Consider the following 14,881-nt stretch of genomic DNA (forward strand, 5'->3'; position numbering starts at 1 on the left):
CATTTGTGGTAAAATTGATGATGCTCTATGAATAATTCAGGTTAAATATAATTTTGTAAATAAATGGTTTGGTGTTATCATGGAGATGACATATTTAGGGTAATCACAGCAAGCATCCTGACTTTTTTGAGGATTTTATCTTATTCCACCGTTACGGACTTCGCTAAGTTTCTCGGCTGGTCCACATCCAGGTTCTTTCCAAGAGAAGCGTAGTACGCGATCAGCTGCAGTACGACCGCGATCGGGAATACCGTAAAGTGGTCATCCACATCTGGAATGCGGATCAAAATATCTGCCAGATTCTCATCTACCACGGAAGATTCCTTCGTGAGCAGGATCACAAATGCCCCACGGGCCTTTACCTCGCGGATATTGGAAATGGTCTTTGCAAACACATGTTCCTGTGTTGCAATGGCAATGACCGGAACCTGGTCGGAGATCAAAGCGATCGTTCCGTGCTTCAGTTCTCCTGCTGCATAAGCCTCCGCATGGATGTAGGAGATTTCCTTTAGCTTCAGTGCGCCCTCCAAGGAAAACGCATAGTCCAGTCCGCGTCCGATAAAGAACGCATCCGGCTTCGGAATGATATGGGAGACTACAGCCTTGATCTCTTCTTCCTGTGCGATCATGGTTTCCATAGCCGGAATCACATCCAGAAGATCAGCAAGGAAATCCATGGCTTGGTTTTCCGTAAATTTTCCACGTACCAGGGCCATGCGGCATCCGATCATATAAAGTGCGGCAAGCTGTACGGAGTAAGCCTTGGTGCTTGCCACAGCAATTTCCGGACCGGCATGCGTATATAAAACATAGTCACTTTCCCGCGCAATGGTAGAACCCTTTACATTTACGATTGCAAGGGTTTTCGCGCCATAGTCATGTGCCAGACGAAGCGCAGCCAGCGTGTCAATCGTTTCACCGGACTGGGAGATGATCAAGACCAGGGTGCGCTCATCAATCAACGGCTGTTCATATCGAAATTCTGAAGCAATGGTTACGGTAACCGGAATTCGGAGAATCGGTTCGATCAGGGCACGCGCCACCATGCCGGTATGCATGGCCGTTCCGCACGCTACAATGTGGATCTGATCGCAATTCTGGAACAGTTCATCCGGGATCCCATCATCTGAAAAGTCAGGAAGCCCTTTGCTGATACGCGGCATGATCGTGTTTTTCATTGCCTCCGGCTGTTCATGGATCTCTTTCATCATGAAATGCGGGTATCCGTTCTTCATGGCTGCATCCATGTTCCAGTTTACGGTCAGGATTTCCGGATAAACCTTAGAAAAGATATCATCCAGATTGTAAACATGCACTTTATACGGAGTCAGGCGTACAATCTTATCTTCCGGGACTACAAAGTACTGATTGCTGTACGGGATCAGCGCGGTAAGATCGGAAGCGATCAGTGCACCGGCCGGAGTGTAAGATGCTACCAGAGGACTTACCTTTCGGATCGCATACACAGAGCCAGGCTGATCATCAAACATGATGCAGAAGCCATAAGAACCCTCCAGCAGATCCTGCAGTTTCCGGATTGCCAGAAGCGGATCCCCATCGTAAAGGGCGTCGAGCACGCGTGCAGCCACTTCACTGTCTGTCTGGGAAACAAGCTTGCCATCCAGATGGAAGCGTTCGGTCAGTTCATGGTAATTTTCAATAATTCCATTGTGGATCAAAGTTACCTTGCCCGCACGATGTGGGTGCGCATTTGCATCGGTTACTCCGCCATGGGTAGCCCAGCGGGTATGACCGATTCCGCTGTGAGCGGTTCCATGCACATGTTCTTTGCAGTACTCCCGCAAATTTTTCACTTTTCCGACCTTTTTTGCGATACAGATACTGGTATCCTCCATACAGAGTCCGATTCCGGCGCTGTCATAACCGCGGTATTCCAGACCGCTGAGCCCGTCTAAGAGGATCTTTGCTGCGTCTAAAGGTCCTGAATATCCAATAATTCCACACATAATATCAAAAAATTCCTTTCTGTTCTGTTGTCATGGTGCCAAAATAAATGGTTTCTTTTTCACGGATTCCATACACGATTCGGATCGTTTCGGAAAAATGCGTACAAAAAGAAGACCCTCCGGTTATCCTGTGTTTGTTTTGCAGTTGCCCGCATATTTCACAGAATACACACGCCCGGAGAAGCATGGGAGAGTACCCGCCGAATGTTCGATTATCTCTCCACCTCGTTAACCTGCCAGCCAGCCTTATGCCTAAGGCTTTCACGTGCGGCGTTCAGGTGCATGGCGCTTAGCTTTGCTATTGGATTGTCGTTCCTCCTCAAAACGAAATCGCGTCTATTATAGACCAGAATGGTATTTTCGTCAACGAAATACCATTTCTTCATGAAATATTAAAGTTTCCACTCTGTATTTCCGAAAACTTCTGTGTTAAAATACGATGTTGTATTATTATATGAAACCAAAGAAAAACGAGATCATAAACATGAAACGACATTTACATTCTGAGCAGATCGGGAAACTTCTGATGGATTCCATGATCCGCTATAAAAACAAATGGGCCGCCGCCGGTATGGCGCTGGTTCTTGGTGCCGGAAGCATTGGTATTTCTTTTCTATATCATCCAGCCGTGGACGAGATGCCCACCGAACAGGAAACGGAGGAAGAAACGACTGCTGCAGCATCTTTAGCTGCAACACCAGAGACCGAAACCGAGACCGTCTGGATTCCCACTCTGGATGAGTTAAATCTGGCTCACTACTTTCCAGAAGGGGAAGACACCACCGATATCACCAAAAGTCTTGCCGGACAGGTATTCCACGAACTGATGACGCGTGACGCAAACTGGTCCAGCGCCCTCTACAGTTATTCCGATGTCACACCGGCTGATATGGCAGCGAAGCTTGGACTTCCCAGGGAACGGATCCTTGGCAAATATAATCCGGAAGATTCGCAGCATAAAAAAGAAGATCCATCTACCTGGACCATCGGCAGCTTCCGCAATGTGCGGATCCAGGCAGTGGATGGAGAGGGTCATACGATTTCTCCTTATTCCGATGTTCCACAGATCATGGCTATGGCCAACGTCTATACCTATTATCATAATCCGGAAGACAGCGCCGCCTTTCTTTCCTATGCAAAAGCACTGTGGGAAGCTGCACATTCCTATACTATGTCCATCAGTGATGTATATTACTGTTCCGGCTGTGTTGGAAAATCTGCGGAAGAGCTGGAGAAAAAGGCATTGTTGGAAGAAGCAGAAGCCGAAAAAGAACAGGATGATCTGGAACTTCCTTATGAAACAGCCGGAGAACATACAGAATCAGAAACAAGTTCTTCCGAAGATAAAACAACAGCACCCAATGCGCATGGCGTGATTACAGCCGGAGCTGCCACAGCCGAAAAAAAGGCACAGGAATCAAGCAATGCGGAAAGCATTGCTGCTGAAACCAGGGAAACAGAAACCATACCGGAATCCACCAGCGGTGTGATCACGGCACCAACCAGGGCAGCGAATGCATCCCAGGCGTCTTCTTCCTATGCGGCACAGGAAAAGACTGCATCTCCATCCGATGCCGAACAGGCAGTCTCCATACAGGCATCCGAAGGTGGACAGTCCATTGCCGTTACGGAGGAAACATCATCGGAATCATCCGGGCATGCAACATCTGGACAGGATTCAGAAGCATCGGTTTCAAATGCCGAAACACCAGCCGCATCCGGGACAGGCCCGGCCACGCTGAGCTGCCCTGGACATGTCGACCTGACCGTTACCATGAAGATTGGTGGATTGACGGAAAGCGCCAGCCTTTTTTCACTGGATACAGCCGGAAATGACGAAAGCAAATTCACAGAAGGCGGCTGGCAGGGCTGGACAGAAGAGAACCGGCAGGCTGCGATTGCACTTGCATCCGAAGACTGGTACCAGAAATATGGACTGAGCGTATCTTCTATTTCTACCGGGACACCGCTGACCGCTTCGGAAATTGAAGAATATCTGGATGGGTTGCCAGCGGACATTTCCGAGACCAGAAAAGAACTTTTGCGGTTTGCATTGAATTCCGTCGGTAAGGTACCTTATTATTGGGGCGGAAAACCATCTGCCAAAAACTACGATGGAAATCATTTCGGTACGCTGGTCTCTCCAGACGTAGATGGTCGTACCCTAAAGGGTCTGGATTGCTCCGGCTGGATCAGCTGGGTATACTGGTCCGTGACAGGGAACCATCTGCCTTATGAAAGTACCAGTGGCCTGGCTGCCCTTGGAACACGGATCAGCCGGGAAGACTTACAGCCGGGCGACCTTTTGATCCGCACCGGAGCAGATGCCCATGTTGTCATGTTTCTTGGCTGGACTTCCGATGGAAAAGTCCGCTGCGTCCATGAAACCAGCGGTTCTATCAACAATGCCACCGTCGGAACCAGAGACGCTGGATGGCCATATTACCGAAGACTGATTGATTAAAACCAAACATCTTACAGATCCTGAATGAGATCAGGGAGGAGGAACTTTGAATTACAGAGACGATGCCTTTGAAGGCGACGAGCTGGACCGCATGCGTGCCAGACAGCAACGGAAAAAACAGGGAACTGCCCAAGCTTCCAGTTCCAGACGGCATAGTTCGGATCCTGGAATAACCGGTTACGCACGAAATACAGCAAGAACAGCACATTATGATCCAGTCGAAGAAGAGGATGACTTACGTCCGGACCAGATTGAAGAACTGGATCTGGAGGATTATGACACCTATGAAAATGCACTGCAAAAAGAACTGGACCGCACCATCGAACAAAGCGAAATGGGAAATCCATATCCAAAGAACCGGAATGCAGCAGAAAGGAGGAGTCAACAGAACCGTATGAGACAGGATCGTTCTGCTTACGAAAGACCGCATAAAAAACGCAGAAAAAAGAAAGAAATGGGAAAAATCCTTTTCCTGGTTGTTATCCTTGTCGCCGGTCTTTCTCTCTATCATCATTTCCGTGATAATGGATACTGGACGATTGCAGTATTCGGAGTAGACTCCCGCGACGGAAATCTTGGAAAAGGGGCGCTGTCTGATGTAGAAATGCTGGCAAGCATCAACAAAAAGACCGGTGAGATCAGACTGGTATCTGTTTTCCGTGACAGCTACCTGCGCATTTCCAACGAAGAAGAAAAATACGACAAGATCAATGAAGCTTATTTTCTCGGCGGACACGAGCAGGCGGTTCAGGCATTGGAAAACAATTTAAACATCCGGATCGATGATTATGCAACCTTTAACTGGAAGGCAGTCGTCGACGCCATCAACGTACTTGGCGGTGTTGATATCGAAATCACCGACAAAGAATTTGCCTATATCAATTCCTTTATCACAGAAACCGTAAACTCCACCGGCGTAGGATCCTACCAGCTGGAACATAGCGGTATGAACCACTTAGATGGTGTCCAGGCAGTTGCTTATGCGAGACTGCGTCTGATGGATACAGACTTTAACCGGACGGAACGTCAGCGGAAAGTGCTGGGTCAGGCGATGGAAAAGGCAAAATCTTCTGGATTTAAGACCTTAAAGACACTGGTTGGGGCAGTTTATCCTCAGATTTCTACCAGCATCGGCGTCAATGATGTTCTTACCCTTGCAAAAGGTGCCAAAAAATACTACATCGGCCAGACCTCCGGTTTCCCTTTTTCGCATCAGGAAACGAAGATCGGAAAGAAATCCTGTGTCATCCCGACCACACTGGAAAGCAACGTTGTCCAGCTTCATGCATTCTTATTTGATGATACCTCCTATGCAGCGCCGCAGTCTGTGCAGGAGATCAGCAGCTATATTGCCCAAAAAACCGGTCTTGGAGATCCTGGTAAAGATACCGAATCCGGCAAGAACATCGGCGCAGAGGGCAACAGCGGCGGTGGACAGACTGGTGGAAAATCTGAGCAGCCTGCTGCAGCGCCGGTCCAGACAGAGCCTGCAGTGGAAGAGAGCAGTGCAGCAGGGATCGAGGAGAGTTCAGAATCTGCAGAAGAGACCATGGAAGCAACAGGAAACACAGAAACAGGATCCCAGGAAGAACCGGAAACCCCCTCTGGTGTGATCAGTGCACCGCAGGATCGTCCGGGATCATCGGAATCAACTGCGCCAGATCATGAAATGACAGGACCTGGTACATCGAATGCTCCTGGAAATTCATCAAATGGTCCTGTTTCATCCAATGCACCAACTGCCGCAGAAACGAATGCAGCCCTGGAAGCACCGGGTCAGAACGCAGTTGGTCAGCCAGAAGAAGCCGGTCCAGGTGTTTAAATCCAGATCCGGACATACACCGTACCGCGTTTCCTGTGAAACTCGTCATAATATACAGAAATATGTCTGTATCGAGTATACTTTTGTCTAATGAGACAAAATTCAAAAAATTACCAAAAAACTATTATACAAAATCAAAATTTCCGCTATAATAGCACCTCGGTAAGAAAATACAAAATACAGTTTTATGAGAACGCAGTGAGATGCACACCGGAAATCTGCCATAAAGGGTTCCGATATCTGAAATCAGAATGCAGTGGAGTCGCAACGAGTTTGACGACTTCGCTGCATTTTTTGTTGCATTCATATTGATGCGGTGTTGGCAGTATACCAGCTGACAGCTCTTTTATCCATGCGAAATTCTCCTACATACTTTGCAGCTGCACGATGTTCTCATGCAATCAAGGAGGAAATTATGCCAAAATCTTTAAAACAGGAAATTGTTTATGGAATCATGATGGTCTTTGCCATGGTTTACGCTATGGTTTGCTACAATGTAACGCTGAACGTAGGCGGCATGCAGAACTTCGTATTTGCAGCTGCACTTCATGAACTCCCGATCATGTGTCCGCTGGCGTTTATCTTTGACTTTTTTGTAGTTGGACCAATTGCCAAAAAAGTTACATTCCGAATTTTCAATCCGGCAGAAGATAAGCCTATTTTCGTAATCCTGATGATCTCTGTCCTTTCCATCTGGATGATGTGCCCGTACATGAGCCTGATGGCAACCATTTTATTCAAGAACGGTCTGCAGCCGGAGTTCTTAAGCATCTGGATCTCCACCACGATCAAGAACTTCCCGATGGCATTCTTCTGGCAGCTGTTTGCAGCAGGTCCGCTGGTTCGTTTTATTTTCGGAAAAATCTTCAAATAAAATTGTTCTATTTCAGGTGTCCATACTGCATGGGCACCTTTTTCATTGGATTGCAGATAAAAAACCTCAGATAGCATATCCGCTGATTCCACTGAATTTGAAAGAATTTTATTTTCATGGTAAAATATCATGCAAAAGACGAAAAATGAAGGGGACCAACTTATGCGAACCAAAGACGAATTCAATGAACAAAAACAGCGGCAGCAGCTTTTGAACGCTGCCTGGAAACTTTTCTATGAAAAAGGATATCAGGACACGACCTTGGATGACATTCTGAAAGAAGCCCATTGCTCAAAAGGAAGATTTTATTATTACTTTCACGCAAAGGCCGAACTGTTGGATTCCATGTATGAACTGTTCGATGAAAAATATGAGGAGTTTTACCAGAGCATTGATCCGACACTGGGAAGCTTTGAACAGCTGCTTTCCTTAAACCGTTTCATGTTTGATTTTATGAGCCGTCAGATTGGAAAAGAATTGCTTACCAGCCTTTATGTCAGCCAGCTTTCCGGTACCACAGGGATCCGTTTCTGGGGAGAACAGCGTTCTTTTATTAAAATCATTCTAAAGATCGTAACCCAAGGACAGGAAAGAGGCGAAATCCGCAAAGATATCGACCGGCACACGCTGGCTTCTGACATCGTGGCAGAGGAACGCAGTCAATTAATTTCCTGGTGCCTTGCTGGAGGAAGCTATGACCTTGCAGCAGTCAGCATTCCAAAGCTGGAGCGTTCTTATATCGGTTATTCTTCTCAATATGAAGCAATCAAAAAACAATAAAAGGAAATTGGATGTTTTTCCGGTCAAAATGACACGGTTTACTTAATTTTAGAAGGTGCATGAAGGAATTGTTGCGCCTTCTTCTTTTTTTGTTTATAATAAGACCATGGTCTAAAAAAGAAAATGAACTAGGAGGTACTTTTATGCAGGGAATGGCACAAAAGAAAAAGGACGGAAAAGTCCTCGATTTTATTGAGCGGGTCGGGAACCAGCTTCCTCATCCTTACATTTTGTTTTTATGGTTATGTCTCATCCTTGCGCTGATCAGCCTGGCCTGCAGCATGGCAGGTGTCAGCGTCGTAAACCCCACCAACGGAGAAACGGTTCTGGCCAAGAGCCTCATCAGCAAAGACGGACTGATCTGGCTTCTGGAAAATCTGCTTTCCAACTTCCAGGGATTCTCCCCGCTCGGTCTGGTCCTTGCCATGCAGATCGCAATTGGATTTTCGGAAAAAGTGGGGCTGCTGACCACGGCTATGCGAAGAGCGATTCTTGGAGTTCCGCTCTGGGCATTGACCGCAACCGTATTGTTCCTTGGTATCAACGGAAGTATCGCTTCCGAGGCTTCCATCATCGTCGTTCCGGCGCTGGCAGCTGCTGCGTTTGAATCCGTTGGCATGCACCCGATCGCAGGTCTTCTTGCAGGATATGCCGCAACGAATGCGGGCTTTACCGCCTGCGTGATCGTAGCCGGTACGGACGTGCTTCTTTCCGGTGTTACCGAATCTGCAGCACAGATGATCGATCCAGCCATGACCGTAAATGCGACCTGCAACTGGTACTTTATGTTCGTATCTGTATTTACCCTGACTATAGCAGGTGTCTTTGTTAACAAGAAGTTTATCGTTCCGCGTCTTGGCACCTATGATCCGGCAGACGGAGAGGGTGTCGATGCTGTAGCATCCAGTTCTGAGATCACACCCGTTCAGGCAAAGGCACTGCGCGGTGCAGGTATCTTCAGCGTTCTCTACATTGTACTGTTCGCACTGATGGTCATCCCGTCCGGCGGTATCCTGCGTGCGGAGGACGGCTCCATCTTAAATGGTCCGTTCATCAAAGGTCTGGTTCCGATCCTGATGATCTACTTTATCCTGGTAGGCGTTGTGTATGGTCTGATCGCAGGCACGATCAAAAAGAGCTCCGATGTTCCGCTGTTAATGGGGCAGGCTCTGGAAGGCATGACCGGTTACATCGTACTGGTATTTGTCATCGCACAGTTCATCAACATGTTCAGCTATACCAACCTTGGTATGATCATCGCCGTGAAGAGTGCCGATGCGCTGCAGGCAGCAGGCTTTACCGGCATCCCGCTGATGCTGTTCTTCATCATCCTTTGCTGCGTAGTTAACCTGTTCATGACCAGCGGCTCCGGTAAATGGTACATCTTCGCACCGATCCTGGTTCCGATGATGATGATGCTCGGATACAGCCCGGCATTCGCCCAGATCGTATACCGTATCGGTGATTCCACCACAAACGCGATCACCCCGATCTATCCGTATATCCCGATCGCGATCGGAATGGCAAAGAAATACGACCGCAACTTCGGTATGGGAAGCCTGATCTCCATGATGCTTCCGTACTCCATTGCATTCCTGCTCGTATGGATCGTCCAGATGATTGTCTGGGTACTGTTAAACCTGCCGCTTGGCCCGGGTGTCAACGTATTTTTATAAACAAACAGGAGACTTATCATGAAAAAAGGGATTATGAGTACACGGTATGCAGCAGCAGAGAAACTCCTGACTGCACATACCAGACATGCCGTTCTGAACGGAAATCCAAAAATCATCTGGAATCCAGATCACACTGCATTCCAGTATGAACGCCAGACCCGTTCTAACGGAGATGTTTTAAACGTTACCGTATGCGTCAATGCATCCGATGGAACAGAAACAATCATAAGCCTGAATCAGCAAGATTTACCTTGTAACGGACAGAGCCGCGAAAGCAGCTCTGTTTCCGGTTGTATTCCGGCAGATGATCGTATCACACCAGACATTTCAAAAATCATTCCAGAAAATACAATTTTTTCTCCGGATGGACATTATGCAATTTCCAATATCCGTCACAACCTGTTTCTGACTGAGATAAAAACAGGAGAGCAGACACAGCTTACCTCTGACGGGAGCGAAGATTTCGAGTACAGCTGTTATATTGACATTTACAGCCAGATCACCGTAAAGCGTCAGAGAATGAAGGAGTGCCCGAACGTTTTATGGAGTCCGGATGGCACCCGTTTTATCACCTACCTTGCAGACCGCAGACAGACCAAGAAGCTCCCGCTGATCGCGTCCTATTCTGACAGTCTTAAGGATTTACGGCCGGAGCTTTATGAATATCCGTGCCCGTTTGTGACGGATGCCGATGACGAGGTTCCTCACTACAGCCTGTATCTTGGCTCTGTCAAAGACAAATCCATGACACGGGTCGATGCACCGGAGTTTCTCTATCCTGTGTTTACCGCAGCAAACCAGTCTACGGTAAAATGGATGGAAGATAGCAGACATTTCTATTTCACCTGGACCGCGAGAGGCTTTCAGAACGGGCGCCTCTACCTCGGCGATGCCGAAACAGGAGCCTGCGAGATCGTTGTAGACGAAACTACCGATCTGTTTCTGAACCTTGGCGCGTTTGGTCTGGTAGACGGCTACGGAAGCTATCTGTTTTCCAACTGCATCACGCGTGACGGTACCTTAGCCTTCTGGCAGAGTGAGCGAAACGGCTATGCCCATCTTTACCGTTACCGCAAAAACAACCAGACATGGAGCTGTGAAGGTGATCTGTTTGATGAGTCTCACAAAGACCTGATCGTGCAAAAGCTGATCCGGGTTGATGAGAATACAGAAACGATCTATTTTATGGCAAACAACGTGCCGGAATGCTCCGACCCGCTGTATTACCAGCTTTATTCCATCCATTTTGATGGCAGCGCCCTTACCCGCCTGACCCCGGAGGATGCCGTTCACCACATTTCTATGGGACAGGATGCCTTTGTGGATACCTATTCCCGCGTTGACCTTCCTCCGGTTACCGTACTCCGGAAAACAGACGGAACGCTGGTGCGCGAACTGGAGCAGGCGGATATCACGGATCTTCTTGCCTTAGGTTACCAGATGCCGGAGCGGATCACATTGACGGCAGCAGACGGAAAGACAAAGCTTTACGGCGTTTTTTTCCGCCCGGATACACCGGATTCCGAACATCAGGATTTCTGGCCGCTGATCGACTATATTTACGGCGGTGCCCAGCTTTACAATGTCCCGCGTGATTTCACCTGGGATAACGGCATGGATCGCGAGATCTACGGCGGACTGGAATCATTTGCAAAGCTTGGATTTGCCGGACTGATCCTCGATGGTCGCGGAATCCCCGGTCGCGGCATGGACTTCCATAAGCTCAGCTACCACAACATTCATGCCTGCGCAGGACTGGAAGACCATGTCTACGCGTTAAATGAGCTGAAAAATCTGTATCCGCAGATTGATTTCAACCGGATCGGCATGTGGGGCAATTCTGCCGGCGGCTATGCAACCGTTTCTGCCATGTTGAAATACCCGGAGGTTTACCGTGTTGGTGTTGCTTCCTCCGGAAACTACGACCAGCGCATGTATGAGCATTCCTGGACCGAGCGTTACAACGGACTTTACAATGAGGAAGTTTACCGGTACGGAGACATCACCAGGCTGGCTGGCAACCTGAGCGGAAAGCTGATGCTGGCTTACGGCGCTATGGATGACAATGTTTCCATGGCACAGACCCTGCGGCTTTGCGATGAACTCAACGCACACAACAAACGGTATGATCTGGTTGTCCTGCCAAGAGCCAACCACAATGTACCGGCAAATGCCTACTTTGTGCGCCGAAAGATGGATTATTTTGTCCGGAACCTGCTTGGTACAGAGGATCCGGAAATCTTCGGAGAATAAGCAATGCCGGATCGCAACACAAAATTATAACAACAGGCTACTGTACTCACATTTAGAAACGGTAACCATAAAAAATGAACGATAAAGAGGATTTACAAATGGAAAAACGTTATCAGGTTCTTCGCTGCGGCCGTCTCTACGATGGCATTACCCCGGAGTGGAAGACTGGGCAAAGTATTTTAATCGAAGATGACCACATTGCTGAGATCGGCAATGAGGTGAATATCCCGGAAGGGGCCAGGATCATTGATCTGACTGACTGCCAGGTTACTCCTGGTATGATTGATGCGCATATGCACATGGACTTTTTTGACTGGCATACCGTACGCGAAGAGGTCTATTCCCAGAGTGAAGAAGCCAAAACACTGGCAATCGCCCGCTGTGCAAAGAAAGCACTGCGCAGAGGCTTTACAACCGTCCGCCATGTAGGCGGCATCACCAGCAACGGCTACGGTGTTCTGGATGTAAAGCATGCCATTGAAAAGGGCTACTTCGCCGGAAGCCGTATCGTGGCTGCCCCGATGTTTCTCTGCTCTGCAGGAAGCCACGGGGATCTCAGTCAGGGCTTTGCCAGAAATCCGCTTCTTTCCCAGAAGCTTCAGAACGAGCGCATGACCCTTGGTGTTGGCAAAGACTATTTTGTAAATGCTGTGCGGGAACAGGTCAAATATGGCTCAGATTTCTTAAAGATCATGGCAACCGGAGGCTTTTTCACGCCCTATGATACCCCGATCCAGCAGCAGCTCAATGACGAAGAATTAAAAGCCATTATGGATACCGCGCATGAGCTTGGAAAGACTGTGACTGCGCACGTGTACACCAATGAACTGATGCAGAAGCTGATTTCTTTCGGCATTGACGGAATGGAGCACGGAAGCCTGATGAATCGGGAAACCGCCCAGATCCTGGAAGAAAAGGGGATTTACCTGGTACCGACCTTCAGCCCGTACGAGGAAGCCGTTCACTATGATCCGGAAGAGATCAAAAAGAAACAGCCGGAGTTCCGCAAAAAACTGGAACTTTACAAGGATGCACTGCAGGCTGGCCGCGAAGTCATCTGCAGCAGTAAGATCAAACTCGGATACGGCACCGATTTTGTGGCAAACCACCAGAATTACGAGAGCGGCTACGAATATGAAGCATGGTTAAGCAGCGGCATGCACCCATTTGCCGCACTGAAGGCCGCAACCTCCGTGAATGCGGATATTTTACAGCTTTCTGACCAGATCGGTACTCTGGAACCAGGAAAACTGGCTGATATCTCTGCATGGAAGCGGGATCTGATGCATGACAAAAAAGCACTTCTGGACTGTGCTTTTGTCATGAAAGAAGGAATCCAGTACCAGACAGAAAGCTGTCTGTAACGCAGCCGAGGCGCAACGGCATTTTGGGGATACCCAATCGAATAAAGAAAAAAAGGAAGTTGGTAAAATCCAGCTTCCTTTTTTTCAGGATAAACAGCCATATAAGCTGAATAGCAGTGTTCCTTTGCTATTTCCAACTATTCGCGAAAGTGCACACATGTTTCGCGAAAACGTCATGCGGTACGCATGTCAAGGAAGTGGTAGTTGCGAGCCGCGCGACATCAATTATCCCGCCGGAGCGCGGCACGGGTCGCAACTATTTGCGAAATAGTTCTTTCGCGAATTAGTTGTTACAGTTTGCTAATGTCCGCTACCTTAATCTTATCAAAAGGCACGCCCTCATCATCCAGCAATCCAACAAAACCACCGTCCAGCAGTCTTATGTTGTGTTTTAATATGTCGTGTTCTTTGTACTGGACAACGTGCTTGATACGCCGCAAAAATGCGTTCCATGTTTCCGGCGATTCTGTCTGTATGTTCGTATACTGTTCGGATAACGGGATATTCGTAATAAGGTATACCTTGGTGAAGCAAGCCACCTTATTATTATACCGGCATGGTAATTCCAACGGGTAACCGTCCAGATAGTTCAACATATCAGCAACACGGATAGAAGAACGGAACTCTTCAAACACAATAACGTCCTGTCCTTTGTAGTTATCGAACGGATGTAAATAATCCGTTACGCGGTATACTGACTCATACCCGTAACATTCCATAACCCCGCGCGTTTTTCCCGTACCGGTCGTTCCATAAATATATGTTACGTCCAGTTCGCGCCATTCGTGCTTGTAGCGTTCCTCATTAACCACTTGTCGCGCCCGTTCGATTTTATCCAGATTAAGCATGAAAGACGGGTTCTGCTCCAGAATATCATAGTTGCTTAATCCCTCTTTAATCATTGCATACAAATCATCCAAATCATTGCGCTTGCCCTGTCGCTCTATCGGACATTCTCCAACCTCATAGAACGACCCGTCTACGCACGTTTCATGCTTTCGGTCATTCAACCATTTACCGTCTTTTGCGACATAATCTTTATTTTGTTGTGCCGTACCTTTTGCCATTTCAAAATGACCACCATCAAATTTACCCTTGATAGTTGAGAAGCGAATAGCATTAATGCCATGCAGATATATATGCGTGTGGTATGTTCCCTCTTCGCCGATTTCGTCAGCCATGCACCAATACATAATACCACGCATGTCGCCTATACGCTTACATATTTCCTCATGTGTCAATCCCTTTTCCTTGGGATTGTTTATCGTTATTTGCCATTTACGGGAGCGAGTATCTTTCCCGTTTTCAATGTTTTCACCCATGTTTTTACCGTCCTTTCTTTTGTCACATGTCACAGAAGTCACATTTTCGTGTGACAAGCTGGAAAGCCAGATTCTACAAGGCTTTGCGGGAATGTCACAGAAGTTGGGGGTAATACTAACCCCAACTTCCCACCTCACTGCAGTGACGACCACTAGGATAGGCGCGCAAGCGCGCATAGTAGCCAAGGAAAAACCAGGAAAGGTACTGACAGAGCAAGGAACTACCTTAAGGTAGGAAACACCGCCGCGTCTGCGTATGGGTTATCATGCCCGCCCAGAGGGCACCCGGTCATAGGTTTGTGGGGCAGTAACTCGCCCGCCGCTAGGGACCCCCTAGCCCCCAGCGGCAGACAAGTCAC

The 14,881-nt window shown here is 48.0% G+C and carries 10 protein-coding genes; 7 read left to right on the top strand and 3 right to left on the bottom strand.

Annotated elements, in window-relative coordinates; all coding sequences use genetic code 11:
- Positions 1 to 140 precede the first annotated feature (140 nt).
- Positions 141 to 1,967, bottom strand: a complete 1,827-nt coding sequence (gene glmS / locus DWZ40_RS02700; RefSeq protein WP_118540567.1) for a glutamine--fructose-6-phosphate transaminase (isomerizing) — start codon at positions 1,965 to 1,967, stop codon at positions 141 to 143.
- Positions 1,968 to 2,179: 212 nt separating this feature from the next.
- Positions 2,180 to 2,353, bottom strand: coding sequence for a hypothetical protein (locus DWZ40_RS19350; RefSeq protein ID WP_182431598.1), 174 nt, complete (start codon positions 2,351 to 2,353; stop codon positions 2,180 to 2,182).
- Positions 2,354 to 2,451: 98 nt separating this feature from the next.
- On the opposite strand from DWZ40_RS19350, the gene DWZ40_RS02710 reads away from it, so the two are divergent.
- The 7 genes from DWZ40_RS02710 (at position 2,452) to DWZ40_RS02740 (ending at position 13,200) form a co-directional block, all read left to right on the top strand.
- Positions 2,452 to 4,431: an NlpC/P60 family protein gene (locus tag DWZ40_RS02710; RefSeq protein ID WP_182431599.1), complete on the top strand. Its 1,980-nt coding sequence runs from the start codon at positions 2,452 to 2,454 to the stop codon at positions 4,429 to 4,431.
- 46 nt (positions 4,432 to 4,477) lie between these two features.
- On the top strand, positions 4,478 to 6,253 hold the full coding sequence (locus DWZ40_RS02715) for an LCP family protein (RefSeq protein ID WP_243035167.1): 1,776 nt from the start codon (positions 4,478 to 4,480) through the stop codon (positions 6,251 to 6,253).
- A 415-nt stretch (positions 6,254 to 6,668) separates the two neighbouring features.
- The gene (locus tag DWZ40_RS02720) at positions 6,669 to 7,127 is read left to right on the top strand and encodes a DUF2798 domain-containing protein (RefSeq protein WP_118540570.1); all 459 of its coding nucleotides are present in this window, start codon (positions 6,669 to 6,671) and stop codon (positions 7,125 to 7,127) included.
- 162 nt (positions 7,128 to 7,289) lie between these two features.
- Entirely contained in the window at positions 7,290 to 7,907 is a 618-nt protein-coding gene (locus DWZ40_RS02725) for a TetR/AcrR family transcriptional regulator (RefSeq protein WP_182431600.1), read from the top strand.
- Between the two features lie 143 nt (positions 7,908 to 8,050).
- Complete coding sequence (locus DWZ40_RS02730) at positions 8,051 to 9,583, top strand: AbgT family transporter (RefSeq protein ID WP_243035168.1); 1,533 nt, start codon at positions 8,051 to 8,053, stop codon at positions 9,581 to 9,583.
- A gap of 18 nt (positions 9,584 to 9,601) precedes the next feature.
- On the top strand, positions 9,602 to 11,836 hold the full coding sequence (locus DWZ40_RS02735; RefSeq protein ID WP_118540572.1) for a DPP IV N-terminal domain-containing protein: 2,235 nt from the start codon (positions 9,602 to 9,604) through the stop codon (positions 11,834 to 11,836).
- Positions 11,837 to 11,934: 98 nt separating this feature from the next.
- Positions 11,935 to 13,200 carry an amidohydrolase family protein gene (locus DWZ40_RS02740; RefSeq protein WP_118540573.1) on the top strand — a complete coding sequence of 422 codons (1,266 nt, stop codon included), beginning with the start codon at positions 11,935 to 11,937 and terminating at the stop codon, positions 13,198 to 13,200.
- A gap of 290 nt (positions 13,201 to 13,490) precedes the next feature.
- On the opposite strand, the gene DWZ40_RS02745 is transcribed toward DWZ40_RS02740, so the two are convergent.
- Positions 13,491 to 14,522, bottom strand: a complete 1,032-nt coding sequence (locus DWZ40_RS02745) for a replication protein (protein ID WP_118540574.1) — start codon at positions 14,520 to 14,522, stop codon at positions 13,491 to 13,493.
- Positions 14,523 to 14,881 lie beyond the last annotated feature (359 nt).

The sequence above is a fragment of the Clostridium sp. AF32-12BH genome (genome assembly GCF_003477935.1).
Taxonomy (GTDB): domain Bacteria; phylum Bacillota; class Clostridia; order Lachnospirales; family Lachnospiraceae; genus Brotaphodocola.

Bases quoted from the DNA above. Each gene is read 5' to 3' on its own strand.
- glmS (WP_118540567.1), bottom strand. From the start codon at position 1,967: ATGTGTGGAATTATTGGATATTCAGGACCTTTAGACGCAGCAAAGATC.
- DWZ40_RS19350 (WP_182431598.1), bottom strand. From the start codon at position 2,353: ATGAAGAAATGGTATTTCGTTGACGAAAATACCATTCTGGTCTATAAT.
- DWZ40_RS02710 (WP_182431599.1), top strand. From the start codon at position 2,452: ATGAAACGACATTTACATTCTGAGCAGATCGGGAAACTTCTGATGGAT.
- DWZ40_RS02720 (WP_118540570.1), top strand. From the start codon at position 6,669: ATGCCAAAATCTTTAAAACAGGAAATTGTTTATGGAATCATGATGGTC.
- DWZ40_RS02725 (WP_182431600.1), top strand. From the start codon at position 7,290: ATGCGAACCAAAGACGAATTCAATGAACAAAAACAGCGGCAGCAGCTT.
- DWZ40_RS02730 (WP_243035168.1), top strand. From the start codon at position 8,051: ATGCAGGGAATGGCACAAAAGAAAAAGGACGGAAAAGTCCTCGATTTT.
- DWZ40_RS02735 (WP_118540572.1), top strand. From the start codon at position 9,602: ATGAAAAAAGGGATTATGAGTACACGGTATGCAGCAGCAGAGAAACTC.
- DWZ40_RS02740 (WP_118540573.1), top strand. From the start codon at position 11,935: ATGGAAAAACGTTATCAGGTTCTTCGCTGCGGCCGTCTCTACGATGGC.
- DWZ40_RS02745 (WP_118540574.1), bottom strand. From the start codon at position 14,522: ATGGGTGAAAACATTGAAAACGGGAAAGATACTCGCTCCCGTAAATGG.